The organism is Wolbachia endosymbiont (group B) of Dolichovespula media (genome assembly GCF_947179505.1).
Classification (GTDB): Bacteria; Pseudomonadota; Alphaproteobacteria; order Rickettsiales; family Anaplasmataceae; genus Wolbachia.
Genome location: NZ_CAMXBR010000002.1, coordinates 242,632 through 260,653, shown reverse-complemented (window position 1 = coordinate 260,653; position 18,022 = coordinate 242,632). Strand labels below are relative to the sequence as shown.

Sequence of the window (18,022 nt, the reverse complement as noted above, 5' to 3'; positions counted from 1 at the left end):
CTTTGTTTGCTTGTCAGATCAAGTCTAAACTATTACAGAAGCAAAAAATTCTTCTAATTCTTCAAAAGGACAACTATTTTTCTCTAATTTTACTTTTATAATATTGCTTAACATTGTAACTCCACTAACCGTTTTATACATGTAGCTTAACACTATTTTAATAACTTATTAAGAAAGTTTAATTATTAATTATAATATTTAATAAAATAAATAGACTCTTTTACATTTCATCTGCAAGAATCTTTTCCTTAGTTTGTAAATAAAGATTTTCTGAATCTAATTGCCGCAGGTTACGTTTAGTAATATAATCTCATATTAAATAAAACTTTACCTAAGTTTATGCCAGACTCTACGTTAGTTTTAACAACTATTCTTACATTCTTCATCTTTACGTTGTCACTTTTTTTTATAAAAAGGATATTTGGATCAACGAACAAGAAGATAATAAAATCTTTCAGAAAAATTGCTCAGCAGATTAATGCGCTAGAGCAAGAAATGCAGAGCTTATCTGATGAGGATCTTGCTAGTAAAACTGCGGAATTAAAACAAGAACTGAAAAATGGAAAAACACTAAATGACCTTCTCGTACCTGCATTTGCGGTTGTACGAGAAGCATCACGAAGATTCCTTAACATGAGGCATTTCGACGTTCAGCTAATTGGTGGCATGGTTCTCCATAATGGCATGATATCAGAAATGAAAACAGGAGAAGGAAAGACACTAGTCGCAACTTTAGCTGCATACCTAAATTCTTTAGAAGGAAAAGGTGTGCACGTCGTAACTGTTAACGATTATCTTGCAAAACGAGATACAGAGTGGATGAGTAAATTATATAATTCTCTTGGAGTTTCTGTTGCATTTATTACAAATAATTTGAAAGACGACGAGAGAAAAAAGGCTTATAGCGCAGATATAGTATACTCAACAAATAATGAACTTGCCTTTGATTATCTACGAGATAATATGAAATTTTCTCAAGAAGATATGGTTCAGAGAGGATTCAATTATGCAATAGTAGACGAAGTAGACTCCATACTGATTGATGAAGCGCGTACTCCGCTCATTATTTCTGGCCCACTTGAGGAAAATAATCAGATATATAAGCATATCAATAAAATAGTAATCAAATTAGTTGATTCTGACTATGAAGTCGATGAAAAGAGTAGAGCAGTGTTCCTCACTGAAAATGGCATTTCACGAGTGGAGGAATTACTAAAATCGTATAACCTCATTCCTGGAAATTCCTCGCTCTATGATACTAGCAATATTATACTGACTCATTATATAGATCAAGCACTTCGTGCACATAAGCTGTTTACTGCTGATAAAGATTATATAGTGAAAAACGGTAAGGTGGTAATTATTGATGAGTTTACTGGGCGCATGATGGAAGGTAGGAGATATTCTGATGGTCTTCACCAGGCACTGGAGGCAAAGGAGAATCTTGAAATTCAGCATGAAAGTCAAACTTTAGCATCAGTCACATTTCAGAACTACTTTCGTATGTACAACAAACTTTCTGGTATGACAGGAACAGCAGCAACAGAGGCAGAAGAATTTCGTGATATATATAGATTAAATGTAGTAAAAATTCCAACTAATGTGCCTGTTAAAAGAATAGATGTTGATGATGAAATTTATGGCACAGAAAAAGAAAAATTTAGTGCTGTATTGAAGTTTATAGCGGAATGTCACAAACGTCTTCAACCAGTGCTTGTTGGCACTGTGAGTATTGAAAATTCTGAAAAACTTTCCGATCTTTTGAAAAGCCATTCCCTTAAGCATTCAGTATTGAATGCTCGTTATCATGAACAAGAAGCGTATATAATAGCGCAAGCTGGAATACCAGGCAGCATTACTATAGCAACAAACATGGCAGGACGTGGAACTGATATTCAGCTTGGTGGAAATGTTGAAATGATTGCAAAAATAGAGCTCGAGAAAATAAAAAATGCTGATGAAAGAGAAAAAAAATATCAAGAAATAGTCGAAAGAGTAAAAAAAGATAAGGAAATTGCTATAAAAGCTGGTGGCTTATGTGTTATTGGAACCGAAAGGCATGAAAGCAGGAGAATAGATGATCAATTACGTGGACGTTCTGGCCGCCAAGGTGACCCTGGACTTTCTAAGTTCTTTCTATCACTTGAAGATGATTTAATGAGGATATTTGGTTCTGATAGAATGAGGAATTTTTTGCAAAAAGTGGGACTAAAGAACAACGAGGCTATTCATCATCCATGGATTAATAAAGCACTTGAAAAAGCACAGAAGAAAGTTGAAGTTAGAAATTATGATGTGCGGAAGTCTTTGCTAAAGTTTGATGATGTAATCAACAATCAACGTAAAGTTATTTTTAAGCAGAGAAATCATATTTTAAACAATGAAATCAATGATTTAGTTGAAGTATATAGTGAAGTAAATGAGGATATAATAGAAGGTATAGTACAAAGTGGTTATTACGAAGATTATGTTGAAGATATTGCAAAAGAATTCCACATAAGATACGGGATAACGCTTAATCTAGCAGAGTTTTTGAATAAACAAGAAGCCTTGGATTATATAAATGACAAGATACAAGAATTTTTTACTGAGAAAGAAAAATATTTCAATAGTCAACAAACTACAGATTTGTGGAATACGATAGTGAAACAAGTGATGATCATGACACTTGATCATTTATGGAGGGAGAACCTTTCGGTCTTAGAGAGCCTAAGACAAAGCATAAATTTGCGTGCCATGGGGCAAAAAGACCCACTGAATGAATTTAAACGCGAAGCTTTCTTAATGTTTGAGTCGATGCTTGAAAAGTGGAGGGAGCTTACCATTCACCGCCTAGCGCACTTTAAGTTGCTAGACAATCAAGAAATAGGCAATAGGTCACGCTCTACTAAAAATAGCAGACTTCCAAAAGTTTCAAGAAATGACAAGTGCCCTTGTAACTCTGGAAAAAAATACAAACACTGTCACGGTTCAGTTGCCGTAGTGAATTAGTTGTTGCAAGCACATTATAGCTGCTATAGCTAACCGAAGTAAGATCTGCTCGAGCACTCTGAAAGACAAAATCAATAGCCGAATTAATATTGGGCCAAAAGGTTTGTAGAGACTTTCTTATGGCGTGCTTGATCAGAACTTCTCAATCGGATTTAAATCTCACTTTTACCCACAAATAAAAAAGTGAGTAAAATGGATACCAAATAAATTTGGGATTAAAATGAGTGAAGTAAGTACAAATGTGCAATATACTGATGGCTTAGGGGATAAATGGCTGGAAAGAGAGTTAAAACACGTTAATTTAGGAGATACAAGACTTAATAAGAGACTTATTAAAACAGGCTATTGTATAGAGGGTAAGGCGTCTGGATCAATTAATCAAAGCTGTAGTGGATGGAAAGAAGCTAAGGGTGCATACAGATTATTTAGCAATGAAAAGCTTAAGGATAAGGAAATTTATTCTTCCCATTACAAAGAAACTATGGAGAGAATGAAAGGAAATCAGTTTGTTTTTTCAGTTCAAGATACAAGTTATTTGGATTTTGACTCTCATATAAAAACCAAGAGGCTAGGTAGTATTTCTAAAGCTTATACGAAGCATAAAATGGGTTTACATACTGTAATTGCTATTGAATGGTGGAGAGACATACTCCATTATTTTAGCACGAAGTAACAAATTCAATGAATTGGTTCTTCAAAGATAATTTAAACTTTTACAGTAGGAGCAGTCTCATGAAGTATTATAGCGGATTAGATGTCTCACTCAAAGAAACTTTTATTAGTATCGTTGATGAGAAAGGAAAAATTGTTAAAGAAGAAGTTGTTGCAAGCAAAAGTGACGCAATAGCTAAGTACCTGCTTGACCAAAGCAAAGGATACGAATCCATAGGAATAGAAAGTGGACAACTATCAATATCAATGTGCAAAGAGCTGAGAAATTTTGGATTACCAGTAACTTGTGTGGATGCAAGGCATATGGCAGCAGCATTATCTGCAAGAATCAATAAGAATGATAAAAATGATGCAAGAGGTATAGCACAGATGATGAGAGCTGGGCTATTTAAAGAGGTATTAGTAAAATCAGACGAAGCTTGCCAGATTAAAGTGGTGCTTGGGAGCAGAAGACAATTAATATGTAGCAGAAAGAAAATTGAGGGAACAATAAGAGGGTTATTGAAAATACACGGGATAAAAGTTGATCAGCGTTCCAGATCTGCAAGTTTCGCTTTAAAAGTGCAGGAAATAATTAATGAGCTAGATGAAATTAGCAAGAATTCAATTGAAGCATTAGTACATAGCTTAGAAACAATAGAAGAATCAATAGGAAAGCTTGATAAAATACTTTCAGAGCAAGGCAAAAAAGACGAGGATTGTAAATTATTAACTACTGTACCAGGAGTTGGTATTATAGTAGCAATGACATATAAAGCTGCAATAGATGATCCGTATAGGTTTGAAACATCTTATACAGTTGGAGCCTATATGGGGTTGAGCCCAAGACAATACGCTTCTGGAGAGATTGATAGGCATGGAAGTATATCAAAAATGGGACCAGTAGAATGTAGGAATATGCTGTACGAAGCTGCACAAGTCTTACTAGTAAAATGTAAAAGGACATTTAAATTGAGGAGTTGGGGATTAAGGATTGCAAAAAAGAAGGGTATGAAAAAAGCAATTGTTGCTGTAGCACGTAAGTTGTCTGTAATCATGCATAAAATGTTGGTTAACAAAACAGAATTTTGTTACTAATAAATGCAAAAAAGTAGATAATTTTATGTAAAGTAAAGATAGCAATGCCGATGGAAGGGATAAGCAAGAGCTCCGGTTGAAGCATAGACTTCGTAGTTTACATGTTGCCGTCCACTTCCGCCTAACAAGTATAGTGCGGCTTGGCTAAAATATAAACTAGCCATATCAGACCGTGGAGAGAACCATGGAAGCGTGCTATTTTAACTTATATAAAATCATTAAGGCTATGGGGGAAAAAATGATACCTTAGTTTTTATAAGCTTAATGAATATGTGGATAAATACTTTAAATGTGTGTAGGCGTATTTATCCACATATTCATTGGCTACACTAATTTAAAAGGGGTTAATTAGAAATTTAGTACTAGTTTTTAGTTGCCGATAAGGCACTCTTTGATTGAACAAAACAACATGATAGTAAATAAAAGGTTGTATTAGAGCTGAATTTTACATCAGAAAATATTTTTCATGATACAAAAAAAATTATTATTGACTTGTATGCAATTAGAGAACTGTTGCACAGTGCCTTAATAGTCAGCAAAGACGGATTACCTTTAGGTCTATCTCTCAACAATGTTGGGCACGTTCTATTAGGGAAAAAGAAACGGCACAAGAAAAAGCAAACAGGAAATACCGTACCTCCATAGAAGAAAAAGAAAGTTATAAGTGGATAACAGCTCTCAAAGAAAGCATAAACAACCTTCCTGCAAATGTACAACTTGTTACCCTTGGTGATAGAGAGGCAGATATCTTCAAATTTTTATGGATCACTGAGACATTAGGTAGTTTTTTGTGTAATAGTTTAGACTTGATCTGACAAGCAAACAAAGTAAGATAAAAATATAAACAAGTTTTAAAGGAGTGTCAGATATGAATACAACACAAGAAAAAATACTAAAACCAAAGTTGGGATTGCTAGAACTTGCAAAGCAATTAGGAAATGTATCACAGGCGTGTAAAGTAATGGGATATTCAAGGGATACATTTTACCGCTTCAAAGAACTGTATGAAACAGGAGGAGAAGAGGCTTTACACGAGATAAGCAAAAGCAAGCCATTGTATGCAAATAGAGTGTCGGAGGATATAGAAAAAGCAGTAGTTGAAATAGCAATAGAGTTTCCAGCATACGGACAAGAAAGAGCAGCAAACGAACTGAAAAAGAGAGGAATTCTCATCTCTGCAAGTGGAATAAGATCAGTGTGGCAAAGAAACGATCTTGAAAATTTTAAAAAGAGGTTAAAGGCATTAGAAGCAAAAGTAGCTCAGGATGGTATCATTTTAACAGAAGAACAGATAACAGCTCTAGAAAAGGCTAAGGAAGAATAAAGAGGCCCATGGAGAAATTGAAACAGAGCATCCAGGATACTTAGGTAGCCAAGACAGTTATTATGTTGGTAATATCAAAGGTATTGGACGAATTTACCAGCAAACCTTTGTTGATACCTATTCCAGAGTTGCTTTTGCTAAGCTTTACACAGAAAGGACTGCTATCACAGCTGCAGATCTTCTTAATGATAGGGTAGTACCGTTCTTTGATGAACAGAAAGTATCATTGCTACGTGTTTTGACGGATCGTGGTACAGAGTATTGTGGCAGACCTGAAAATCACGTTTACCAGCTATATTTAGGGGTAGAAAATATTGATCATTCTCGAACCAAAGCTCGTTCTCCACAGACTAATGGCATATGTGAAAGGTTCCATAGAACTATGCAAGATGAATGTTACAATATTATCTTTAGAAAGAAAATTTACACCTCTTTGGCAGAACTTCAGTTAGACGTAGACCATTGGGTGCATTCTTACAATAGATCTAGACCACATTCAGGTAAATATTGCTATGCCTATGCAAACCTTTTTTGATAGTATGCATATTGCTTATCAGAAAAATATTGATAGCATTAAACAGGATGCTGATATCGGTTTTGACTTTGTCAATTCTTCTGTCAGATAATTCATGCCTGTCAGATCAAGTCTAAACTATTACAGCTAATACCAAAGTAGTTATAGTGTCCTGTTAATTTAGCCTTCAGTACTTGCCACCAATCTTTAAGTCGAATACTTCCGCGGACTATTTTCAACCACTCCTTGATTTCTTTTAGTTTTCTGGCTAGATTTAACTTTGAGGTTTTATGTCCCATTATTAATCTACCACGACGACTTTTTGCACCATAGTGCGTAAACCCCAGAAAATTGAAACTTTCCGTCCTTCGTTTCCCTCTTATCGCTTGTTGCCACTCCCTCTTGCAAAACTTTACTACTCTGGTCTTGTTTTCAGATACTTCCAACCCAAATTTATTTAGCCTTTGTTTCAGTAATTCCAGAAATTCTTCCGCGTCTACCTTACTTTCGCAACAAACCACAAAATCGTCGCAAAACCTTATTAGTTGTATATATCCTCTGGATCTTGGTTAAAATTTCTTTTCTCTCCATAAATCCAACACATAATGTAAGTATATATTTGCTAATACAGGACTTACTATACCACCTTGGGGTCTACCTTGTTTTGTTGCTTCATAATTTCCAGCTTCGACTATCCCTGCCTTGAGAAACCGCTTTACTAACCACCGCAAATTTGGGTCAGTTATTCGTTCCCTTAGACATCTCATTAGCCATTTATGCTGTATATTATCGTAGAACTTCTTGATATCCACTTCTACAATGTAGTTTATTGGCTTGTACATAACTGCTTTATCTAGTGCATTTACCGCTTGATGACAGTTTCTTCCAGGTCGAAATCCATATGAGCTGTCCAGAAAGTTTGCCTCGTAAATATTTTCTAGTATCTTCTTCAGCATAATCTGTACTAATTTATCCTCGGTCGATGGTATTCCGAGTCCGCGTTTCTCTTTACTGCCAGCTTTCGGTATATATACCCTCTTTACTGGTTGTGGTTGATATTGCTTCCTCTTCATACTTTCTACTAGCACTTCGAGTTTCTCATTCAGATTTTCTCCGTATGATTCCACTGTTATCTGGTCTACTCCACAAGCCTTGTTACGCTTCAGTTCTTTATAACATCTCGCAAGATTCTCTGTATTTATCAGATGGACTAACGATGTGAATTTAGTCGCTTATCTTGCTTTGCTCTTACTGCTATCTGGTTTAGTTTATTTTGCATGTTATTCCAACCTCCGTTGTATTGGCCTAGCAATCCCTATTCCAGTTACTATATTGCTGATCGCTTCCCCTTGTACGTGGCTTTCCCACATTCTGAGTACTATCAATCAGTCCGACTTCCCCTGCATCTTCCGCTAGTTCTTGCCTTTGTTGACTTGTTCCAGCGTACCTTTGTAGGAATGCATAGGATCTCCCAAGTTCACTTGAAGTCCATTTCAATACATGGCACGGTCTCAGATCCCGATAGAGTGAGTGATAACTTGCCTTTACGTTATCCTTCATGCTGTCTTCCATGGCCATGAAAATGTCGACCTCTATGTCTTCAGGTATTTCGGAACTCAATCCTTCACTTTCGTTGTACCCTGCATTGTCCATCCCACTAGCTCTATTACACTCGTTACCTCATGCAACATAGTGGTCTGTTCCAAACTGTTGGCTAGACTTTGTTTGTGTTGGATTTTTACCAACTGTTCTCCAAGCACTTCTTGGCGCACCAAGAGCAACCCTCACGCACAATCTCTTAACCCAAATGGAAGAAGTAAAATAGAAGATCAGCGGCAATAAATACTTTTAAAATAATAACTCTATGGTTAATATGCGAAGATTTAAGTAAAAAATGTTGTCATTCTAGTAGCTGATACTGGGCTCCAATGTCAATTACTCGGATAACAAAAAAACACAGGCTTCACATGCATCTGCAGTACTGTATTAGTCTACTATCTTCATTCCCACAACATTATACCCTGAATCAACATGTAAAATTTCTCCAGTTGTACCACTACTCAGGTCGCTTAATAAGTATAGTGCTGCCTTGCCAACATCTTCTATTGTAACATTGCGCCTAAGTGGAGAATTACTTCTATTCCATTCCGATATGGAGTGAAAGTCACTTATTCCAGAAGATGCCAAAGTTCTGATTGGACCAGCAGAAATTGCATTTACTCTGATGTTCTGTGGTCCGAGATCACATGCTATATATTTTACACTTGCTTCAAGTGCTGCTTTACATAAACCCATCACATTATAATTTGGCATAACTTTTTCAGCACCATAGTAAGATAAAGTAAGTAAACTACCGCCATTTAACATCATTTTTTCCGCTCTTTGCGCTAAAGCAGTAAAAGAATAGCACGATATATGCATTGCATTAATAAAGTTGTTTAGTGAAGTATTGACATATTTACCATTTAGCTCATTTTTATCGGAGAATGCTATTGCATGTACCAAAAAATCAATAGCACCCCACTTCTCCTTTATTTCCTTAAAAGCATTATCTATAGTTTCCTCATTTGAAATATTACAGTGCAATATTAACTCTACATTTAATTCACTTGCTATTGGTAATAATTTCTCTTTTATTGTTTCATTTTGATAAGTGATTGCAAGCTCAGCTCCATGTTCTGAGAGGGTCTTTGCTATACCATATGCTATTGACCTCTTATTTATTATTCCGGTTATTAACCCTTTTTTGCCCTGCAATATCATAGAAATTATTTGCCTTTTTTATAATTTGAAATATTAACTAGGCAAAGTCAATTATGTTTTAACTGTAGCTAACGTATAAAAATTACTTCCGCATATTTCCAACCTCATTATAATTACAATTAGAGATATTTTAAGAGCTCAAAATCTATCTTTAGTCTGCAGATTTTTTAATCAAACTTATTAAAAAATATATTCTTCAGTGTATATCTGTCGTATATGCACCGCATTTTTTTCTAACTTTTTTTACACAGGAGGATTTTATGTCCAGAATTCCAGATACTTGACCTTTACTTTAAAACCAACTGGCGCCTATGGTTTTTATAAAAAGATTACAGGAAATAAAAACACTCTAGAGAACATGAAATAAGGATACTGAAATATAAGCTGCCTACATTTGCAAGCAGCTCATAAAGTCTTCTTATTTACTTACTCCTTGAGCAGAAGAAAGTTGTTTTGATATAGTCACACTTTCCATACTTGTTGAAGGATTCTGTGAAACTTTTACTATTTCAGAACCTTCTTTACGTAAGTAGGATAGTGCATCTATGTAATAGTTTAGACTTGATCTGACAAGCAAACAAAGTAAGATAAAAATATAAACAAGTTTTAAAGGAGTGTCAGATATGAATACAACACAAGAAAAAATACTAAAACCAAAGTTGGGATTGCTAGAACTTGCAAAGCAATTAGGAAATGTATCACAGGCGTGTAAAGTAATGGGATATTCAAGGGATACATTTTACCGCTTCAAAGAACTGTATGAAACAGGAGGAGAAGAGGCTTTACACGAGATAAGCAAAAGCAAGCCATTGTATGCAAATAGAGTGTCGGAGGATATAGAAAAAGCAGTAGTTGAAATAGCAATAGAGTTTCCAGCATACGGACAAGAAAGAGCAGCAAACGAACTGAAAAAGAGAGGAATTCTCATCTCTGCAAGTGGAATAAGATCAGTGTGGCAAAGAAACGATCTTGAAAATTTTAAAAAGAGGTTAAAGGCATTAGAAGCAAAAGTAGCTCAGGATGGTATCATTTTAACAGAAGAACAGATAACAGCTCTAGAAAAGGCTAAGGAAGAATAAAGAGGCCCATGGAGAAATTGAAACAGAGCATCCAGGATACTTAGGTAGCCAAGACAGTTATTATGTTGGTAATATCAAAGGTATTGGACGAATTTACCAGCAAACCTTTGTTGATACCTATTCCAGAGTTGCTTTTGCTAAGCTTTACACAGAAAGGACTGCTATCACAGCTGCAGATCTTCTTAATGATAGGGTAGTACCGTTCTTTGATGAACAGAAAGTATCATTGCTACGTGTTTTGACGGATCGTGGTACAGAGTATTGTGGCAGACCTGAAAATCACGTTTACCAGCTATATTTAGGGGTAGAAAATATTGATCATTCTCGAACCAAAGCTCGTTCTCCACAGACTAATGGCATATGTGAAAGGTTCCATAGAACTATGCAAGATGAATGTTACAATATTATCTTTAGAAAGAAAATTTACACCTCTTTGGCAGAACTTCAGTTAGACGTAGACCATTGGGTGCATTCTTACAATAGATCTAGACCACATTCAGGTAAATATTGCTATGCCTATGCAAACCTTTTTTGATAGTATGCATATTGCTTATCAGAAAAATATTGATAGCATTAAACAGGATGCTGATATCGGTTTTGACTTTGTCAATTCTTCTGTCAGATAATTCATGCCTGTCAGATCAAGTCTAAACTATTACATTGCCAAATGGTCTAACAATAACTTACACGGCACTGGTATCCTGTATATTAGAGAAAAATAGTAAAGCTGTTAGAGGAGTTCTAGAAGCTTCTAAAAAGAATGGTATTTTGAAAGAAATTCTCAACCAAAAAGTGAAAGTAAAGAAAGCAGAAGGTCAAGAGATAAGCTATACACTGATTGATTATACTAATAAACAAAATTGTAAAGAAATTGCATTTATTCTGAAGGAGTTTGAGGAAGTTCTGAATATAGAAGTTGAAGCTGCAAGTAGTAATGTTGAAACTAGATGTGAGGGTATCAATAAAGACTGTAGAGATCTTGAAATACACGAAACTATGTTTGCAAATAGTGAAAAAACCCAAAATATTTCAACAGGAAGCAAAGATATTAAGCCCACATGTGAAACCAGTGTAAAAGAGGAAAACAAAGACGAAGAAAATTCTTTAAATTTTATTACTGATGAGCAAGAAGAAATCGTTAATATATTTGAGAAAGATGCAGAAAATAACACTGAGTGGCACAGAGAAAATCGTCATACAAATCAACCCATCTGTAAAATCAATAAGAAAGACCAAAATACTTTTACGCAAACTAATATGCAAGAACCAAATAGGTCATTTCAAGCTGAACCATATTTTAATATTGGATATGGCATTACTAAAGATGGAAAATCATCAAATCAACCAATTTTAGCTGGAGTTATTGGTGCAGTGTTATTAGTAAGTGGTATTGTGTTTTATATTATGGAAATACATATACTAGGGATAGTTATTGGAATTGCTGGGTTAGCTTGCGTAAGTTTTGGATTGTGTAGTAATTTAGAGCCTAATACCAGGCTTGAAAAAGTAGAGCAGCCTACTATCCACTCTTCAAACCCGATTTCTGGATTAGATTTTAGATAAATTATTGAAAATCTCGATTTTTTTAGCTAAGTCTAATCGAATTTAAAAGATGCTCATTAACTTTTCCATCGTAAATCTCGTAATTATAAGTTATCGATCTCTTTTTAATTATTAATACATAATTCAGGTTTCAGGAGTTATTAATAATTCCACAATAATATCTGCATAAAGTATGCAATAAACTAAGATTTTTAACAACTTATCTAAAATATAATAGAAAATCTATATTGTAATAAGAAATAAAAGGACATTACTGAATAAGTAACATCCTTTTGAAGAAGGTGAGCTGTTTTGTTTATCTTGATGTTTGCAAAGATTGTGTCACCTGAATTGGCTCTTGACCAGACATGAATGTAGAAGGCTGTTGTTCACCTATTTTTTCCTGCGAATTTACTTTTCTCAATTGTGACCTAGTTTTAATTAAGTCGTCCGAAGAAATAATCATCCTCTCTGGTGTAGAAGGAATAGATGTACCTTTTCCACTATCAGAACCACCAAGGTAACTGAAAGAACTGCTTTTAGACTCAATACTGCCATCCATACTACTACTAAAACTTGAATGGATATTATTAGAAGCTAAACTACTAACAGAATTACTGCGAGTTGGAGTTCTATTAGATAAAATATATAGATTTCGTTTGACAGTGGGATGATTGAAAACATCTTCACTCAGAGAATTTTGTGAAAATGAATTTATAACCTCATTCAAATTAGTCAGTGAAGCACTTATATTTGGTACTTTTGGAGTTAATACCTTAGTAAGGTTACCAGTGCTATTACGTCGCGTTGTTCCTATTTTACCTCCTATTGTTGCAGTTGGTGTTTCACCTTGATACTTCACATTACTTACTTTTTTGCTTTTACTACACTTACTTGCTGCCTTATTAAGGTTCTCTATAGAGTTAGAAAGTTTATGCTCTATTTTACATTCTCTAATAATCCTCTCAATTTCATCATGATGTTCAGAGAAAATTTCATAGAGATTGTTATCATTTTGAGCTAACAAATTTTGCAACTTTTTAGCATCTAATTTATCGACAAAACTTGCTTGCTGTGTCAATTGATAAACTAATTGGTCCTTTTTGAAACCTTGTGGACCATCAATAGAACCAGCTTTTTCTGATATTTTTCTGTTTAATTCAGAGAATATTTCCTTAATTAAAGCAGACTTATTTACAGTCTTGTCTTGCAAAATTTCACTAACAAGCATCTCCTTCACACTGTTGAAATTTTTCGTTTTTTCTTCTGTTTTTAAAACAACAGTTTGACTCTGTAAGTCTATTGAATATGGAATGCTATCCAAATTAGATATACTTGAACCCAAATTACCCAATTTACTTCCCACTTTTTTAAGTGTATCACTTGTGCCCTCCCTTGTTTTCTGTGCTACAGAACTTCCAGCTTCTTTTAATGAATCTCTAGCATTTATAAAGCCTTTTTTTATTGTGCCTGCAGTATATTGTGCTCCTTCAACAGTTTTTTCAGCTGACCATTTGAGTCCTTTATATCCAGATTGAACTGATTTTACAGCTACTTTTACAGCGAAATATAAAGTAAGACCAACTATAGCACCTGGTATAGCAAGTGTTACACCAACTGCTAAAAGTGGTAATAATGCTGTAAATAACCCACTTGCTGTACCTACTACAAGAGCCTGATCTCCTTGTTTCATTCGAGAGAATTCTGTATCTCCTTTTTACAGGTCAGTGATTCTTTCCTTTAGCTTTTTGTGATTATTAACACTCTTCATATTCGATAGATCTTCAGTAAATTTCTTAAAATCAAGATCATTTTCTTGTTGAGTTACAAGAGAATATGAATTTGTTTCATTAGGTAACATTTTTAACCTCACTATTAATTCAATATATTATATTTTATATATGTCATCATTAAATTAGTGTTAACTTGATTACTAATATTGGTATAGCTTAAAATAATTTAGCTGGACATGATTTTATAGAGACTCAAATTTACGATTAGAGCCTAGAGTATAGTAATTATAAATGACTCAAGAGACTTTGTTCAGCCAAAATAATTAGATTCAAACTGATAAGGCTGTATATAGAATATCAGAGGATTATCCTGATAATAGTGTTAAATCAAGATTGGAATATACGAGTAATTATGCTATTTATTAGGAATGATTTTGTTAAAAAGTAATTGTGCAAAAAAGTGAGAATTTGACTGAAGATAAAAAATTAGCATCTGATATTCTACAAGAGGTTGCAGATGCTGGTAATACTAATAGTGACAAAGTGACGTTGTTTGAAATTAAAACATCTCTACAAGAACGTGGTTTTGGTATTTTAATAATTATTTTCTCCTTGCCACTATCTGTACCTATACCAGTTCCACCTGGCTATACAACTATACTTTCCATACCTTTAATCTTATTTTCACTGCAGCTTCTGCTTGGGTTTCATTTTCCTTGGATGCTAAATTGGTTGGAAAGCAAATCCTTTAAACGTTCAACACTAGACCTTGTGGTCAAAAAAACTTTACCTGCATTAAAAAAAAATAGAAAAGTTCATGAAACCAAGAATGTCCTTTATCTTCCTAGAGCCAGGTGAAAAGATTTTGGCATTTATAATGTTAGTTTGTGCGTTGGTGATAGCCAATCCGTTTCCGTTAACTCACTTTATTCCAGCAATCGGTACAACTCTTATTTCACTTGGTATTATGAGTAAGGATGGGCTTGTCTCGATACTTGGAGTGTTGGTATCTTTATGTGGAATATTATTTGCTCTTATTGTAATGGTTAAAGGACCACAGCTTATAATTAGTACGTTTTCTTTTCTCAAAAGTTGTGTATATGGTTAATTTTTAACTGTGAGAACCTATTTTGAAAGTGAATAAAGAAGGGAATAAGATGAGGTAAGCAAAAAATAGGAGGGTAACAAGCGATATAAGTGACAAAGAATGAGAGCCAAGTGTTGCACAAGGAGCGATAGGTCGGCTAAGAAAGCACAATATCAGAATAATTATCAATACAATAAGGTATATAATGAGAGGTGGTTGCCAGTGGAGCAAAAGATTTTCCGCATGGAAAACAGTGTACGACTATTTTCTCAGGTAGTGGCAAATTGGAAAAAATACATGATATGCTAGTAAAAGAGGTAAGAAAAATGGTTGGCAAAAATGAAACACCATCAGTAGGAATAATTGATAGTCAATCAGTGAAGACTACTCAAAAAGGGGATCTATAGCTGGCAAGAAAATAAAGGGTAGAGAACGTCATATTGTTGTAGACACAGTAGGCCTAGTTATTATGGCAGATGTTCACAGTGCAAGCGTTCAAGATCGTCATGTTGCTCTAGATCTTTTTATTCGAGCTAAAGTAAAGCCTTAAAAGATAATTATATCATAAGGATTATTAATATTACCATAATAATATCTGCCATATATAATGAAAATTAACCTTGTTCATAGAAACTAAAACAAAATGAAGAATGTTTCTAAAATATTCCATATACCTTCACACTATAGTGTAATACATCTAAGTTACTGATCACTTGCAAAAAATATTTAAGTGTAATATACTCAAAGTACTATGTATTTGTGTGGGGGCAAAAATGAATCAACATTTAAAATTAACTGATCAAGAATTTAACAATAATACCGAGCTATTCAGTTTATTAGAACTAAAAGCTGTACAGGTTGTAGGCAAGAATTATCAGGAGATTAGTAGAATTTTAAAGAAACAATATATAAGCTAGTGCTTGTAAATCACCCTGATAAAGGTGGAGATAAAAATAGATTTAATCAAATTTATAATGCTTATCAAGGACTAAAAAAATACATTGAACCTTTAGAGTCAGGTAATCCTTGTATTAAAGTGAGTGTTAATGCTGAAAGTAATGGTCGTTTAACAGAAAGAGAATTTTGCTATAGGCAGAAATTGTTTGTAAAGCTGGGAATAGGTAAAGAAGCTATAGGCGAAGATTATGAAAAATTGAATTCCATGTTAGAAAAAAAGCTTTCTGAGGATTTTTTATCAAGAGATTGTATTACGCAATTACATTCTTACATTTTTCTTCTAAGCAAAAAAGAGGATCTAATAAGAGAAGACAAAAAAGCATTAGCATTAAAGTTTATAGAACGTAAAAATGCTTTATTAACTCTTCAAAATTTTGCTTATTTGCCCTTGTCTCTACTAATTACTATTACTATAGCTTGCTACTTTTCATGTGTGATCATACTACTCAACTTCTTTGTCAACAAAGTCACTGGTTTATTACTAAATTACTATATGAAAAAATATGAAAATTCAGAGATTTCTACCGATGAATTTATAAGTAAAATGAGCTATATTGTGCTAGGCAGCAAATTTCTTATTATATATCCTTCAGCTGCTTTTTCTATCTATTTAATTACAACAAATTTCATTGCTAATGGAATAACTGTTGGTGGAGCTATACTTGGTCCAATATTGTTGTTAGCAATATTTATTGAAACACTAGCTCCTGTTTTTTCGAAAGCTTGTGAAATATATACTGAAAAACATACAAAAGATTTGTTAGAAGAGGATCCAAGGGATAGAGTGGAAAAGGAAACTGACTTATTGAAATGGTACGATCCAAGAAAACTACTAATGCCAATTATTATGCCTCTTGTTAGAAAATGCTTTGCAGAGGTAACAAATGAACTTGCTGAGAGAAATTTTTATGAAATAAGCACTGATCTATCTAGTGCTCGCACTGAGCAGTTACCTAAAAAACCTCAAACAATTGAATTTGCAGGGGAATGTTCAAAAAAGTGTGTCAAACCGAAAAAAAGTAATAAATTGATATAAAAAAATGGAGGTTTGACAATGAGTCAAAAAGTAGTAAACAGAACTAACGGATTGGTAGATTATAAAGAGTTGGAAACAAATATCCTGTCGTCTATACGAGAAGGAAGACCGTTGACAGGAAAGGAGGGAGCATTAACACCATTTATAAAAAAGCTGCTGGAGGCGAGTCTAGAAGGTGAAATAGAAAACCATTTATTAGCTGAAAGTGAAGAAAATAATCGCAGAAATGGGAGGAATGGAAAGACTTTACGTACAAGTGCAGGTTCATTTGAGCTGTTAACGCCAAGAGATAGAGAAGGAAGTTTTGAGCCGCAAATAGTCAAAAAAAGGCAAAAAAGCTTACATCCAGAGCTTGAAACGAAGATTTTGAGCACATTTGCCAGTGGTATGAGCTATAGAGTCACACGTTGAGGAAATTTATGATCACAAAATATCGGCAGCAGAGATATCAAGTATTACCGACAAATTACTGCCTATAATCAATGAATGGCGTAGTCGTCCACTGCAATCAGTATACCCGATAGTATTTATGGTTCTTTAAGGTCAAGGAGGATGGACATTGCGTAAGTAAATGTATGTACAATATATTGGGCATAGACCAAAATGGCAGAAAAGAAGTCCTGGGCTTTTATTTGGCTGAAAGTGAAGGAGCTAACTTTTGGTTGGGAGTGCTAAATAACCTCAAAGAAAGAGGAGTAGAAGATATTCTGATTGCATGTGTAGATGTGCTAAAAAGCTTTCCTGCAGCCATCAACAGTGTATTTCCCAGTGCAGAAGTGCAGCTATGTATAGTACACCAAATAAGAAATTCTCTGAAATATGTATCCAGTAAAGATGTAAAAGTTTTCATGAATGATCTGAAAAAAATATATCGTGCTTCAAGTAAAGAAATTGCTGAGAATTATCTGCTTGAGCTGGAAGAAAAATGGGGAGAAAAGTATCCTTTAGTTATAAAATCCTGGCAGAACAATTGGGAAAACTTATCCAGTTATTTTAAGTATTCTGGGCCAGTTAGGAAGCTGATTTACACCACTAATCCAATTGAGGGGTTGCATAGACAAATCAGGAAATTTACTAAAACTAAGGGTTCATTTACTAGTACAAATGCCTTGTACAAACAGGTATATTGTGCTATAAAAAAGGTAGAGCAAAAGTGGATTATGGCTCTCCCTAATTGGGCTTTAACTATGTCTCAACTTGATATTTTCTTTCCAGATAGATTGAAAATTGAGTTGAACTAAAAATGC

At 34.3% G+C, this 18,022-nt stretch carries 12 protein-coding genes and 6 pseudogenes; 12 read left to right on the top strand and 6 right to left on the bottom strand.

Annotated features, from left to right (window positions below):
* The first annotated feature begins 339 nt into the window (after positions 1-339).
* The 4 genes and pseudogenes from secA to OM967_RS02210 all read left to right on the top strand — a co-directional run bounded on the left by secA (position 340) and on the right by OM967_RS02210 (position 6,690).
* Positions 340-2,991 (top strand): preprotein translocase subunit SecA, encoded by a 2,652-nt coding sequence (gene secA, locus OM967_RS02225; protein WP_264337532.1) that lies wholly within the window; start codon positions 340-342, stop codon positions 2,989-2,991.
* A gap of 220 nt (positions 2,992-3,211) precedes the next feature.
* A complete protein-coding gene (locus tag OM967_RS02220) occupies positions 3,212-3,664 on the top strand; it encodes an IS4/Tn5 family transposase DNA-binding protein (RefSeq protein ID WP_264337531.1) in 453 nt (150 codons plus the stop codon).
* An 8-nt stretch (positions 3,665-3,672) separates the two neighbouring features.
* Positions 3,673-4,740 (top strand): IS110 family RNA-guided transposase, encoded by a 1,068-nt coding sequence (locus tag OM967_RS02215; protein ID WP_264337368.1) that lies wholly within the window; start codon positions 3,673-3,675, stop codon positions 4,738-4,740.
* An 868-nt stretch (positions 4,741-5,608) separates the two neighbouring features.
* Positions 5,609-6,690, top strand: a pseudogene (locus OM967_RS02210) (IS481 family transposase).
* A 10-nt stretch (positions 6,691-6,700) separates the two neighbouring features.
* On the opposite strand, the pseudogene ltrA reads toward OM967_RS02210, so the two are convergent.
* From ltrA to OM967_RS02190, 4 genes and pseudogenes are all read right to left on the bottom strand, one after another.
* Positions 6,701-7,651: pseudogene (ltrA, locus tag OM967_RS02205) on the bottom strand (group II intron reverse transcriptase/maturase).
* Positions 7,652-7,883: 232 nt separating this feature from the next.
* On the bottom strand, positions 7,884-8,138 hold the full coding sequence (locus OM967_RS02200) for a hypothetical protein (protein ID WP_250120414.1): 255 nt from the start codon (positions 8,136-8,138) through the stop codon (positions 7,884-7,886).
* Between the two features lie 56 nt (positions 8,139-8,194).
* Complete coding sequence (locus OM967_RS02195) at positions 8,195-8,353, bottom strand: hypothetical protein (RefSeq protein WP_264337529.1); 159 nt, start codon at positions 8,351-8,353, stop codon at positions 8,195-8,197.
* Positions 8,354-8,564: 211 nt separating this feature from the next.
* A complete protein-coding gene (locus OM967_RS02190) occupies positions 8,565-9,341 on the bottom strand; it encodes an enoyl-ACP reductase FabI (protein WP_264337527.1) in 777 nt (258 codons plus the stop codon).
* Positions 9,342-9,964: 623 nt separating this feature from the next.
* Here OM967_RS02190 and OM967_RS02185 point away from each other — a divergent pair.
* A pseudogene (locus tag OM967_RS02185) lies at positions 9,965-11,046 on the top strand (IS481 family transposase).
* 34 nt (positions 11,047-11,080) lie between these two features.
* On the top strand, positions 11,081-11,983 hold the full coding sequence (locus OM967_RS02180; protein WP_211908053.1) for a WD_0033/WD_0034 family tandem repeat-containing protein: 903 nt from the start codon (positions 11,081-11,083) through the stop codon (positions 11,981-11,983).
* A gap of 295 nt (positions 11,984-12,278) precedes the next feature.
* On the opposite strand, the pseudogene OM967_RS02175 reads toward OM967_RS02180, so the two are convergent.
* Positions 12,279-13,667, bottom strand: a pseudogene (locus OM967_RS02175) (actin-bundling T4SS effector WalE1 family protein); the annotation flags it as partial.
* Between the two features lie 12 nt (positions 13,668-13,679).
* A complete protein-coding gene (locus OM967_RS02170; protein ID WP_264337522.1) occupies positions 13,680-13,823 on the bottom strand; it encodes a hypothetical protein in 144 nt (47 codons plus the stop codon).
* A 322-nt stretch (positions 13,824-14,145) separates the two neighbouring features.
* Between OM967_RS02170 and OM967_RS02165 the strand changes: the two are divergent.
* The 6 genes and pseudogenes from OM967_RS02165 (at position 14,146) to OM967_RS02145 (ending at position 18,016) form a co-directional block, all read left to right on the top strand.
* Positions 14,146-14,803, top strand: a pseudogene (locus OM967_RS02165) (exopolysaccharide biosynthesis protein).
* A gap of 127 nt (positions 14,804-14,930) precedes the next feature.
* Positions 14,931-15,059: a transposase gene (locus OM967_RS08110; protein WP_211908773.1), complete on the top strand. Its 129-nt coding sequence runs from the start codon at positions 14,931-14,933 to the stop codon at positions 15,057-15,059.
* A 96-nt stretch (positions 15,060-15,155) separates the two neighbouring features.
* Entirely contained in the window at positions 15,156-15,332 is a 177-nt protein-coding gene (locus OM967_RS08105; RefSeq protein WP_405197051.1) for a transposase, read from the top strand.
* A gap of 223 nt (positions 15,333-15,555) precedes the next feature.
* The gene (locus tag OM967_RS02155) at positions 15,556-15,699 is read left to right on the top strand and encodes a hypothetical protein (protein WP_264337520.1); all 144 of its coding nucleotides are present in this window, start codon (positions 15,556-15,558) and stop codon (positions 15,697-15,699) included.
* Positions 15,699-16,775: a molecular chaperone DnaJ gene (locus OM967_RS02150; protein WP_264337518.1), complete on the top strand. Its 1,077-nt coding sequence runs from the start codon at positions 15,699-15,701 to the stop codon at positions 16,773-16,775. Before OM967_RS02155 ends, OM967_RS02150 begins: the two co-directional genes overlap by 1 nt.
* A gap of 18 nt (positions 16,776-16,793) precedes the next feature.
* Positions 16,794-18,016, top strand: a pseudogene (locus OM967_RS02145) (IS256 family transposase).
* Positions 18,017-18,022: the final 6 nt, after the last annotated feature.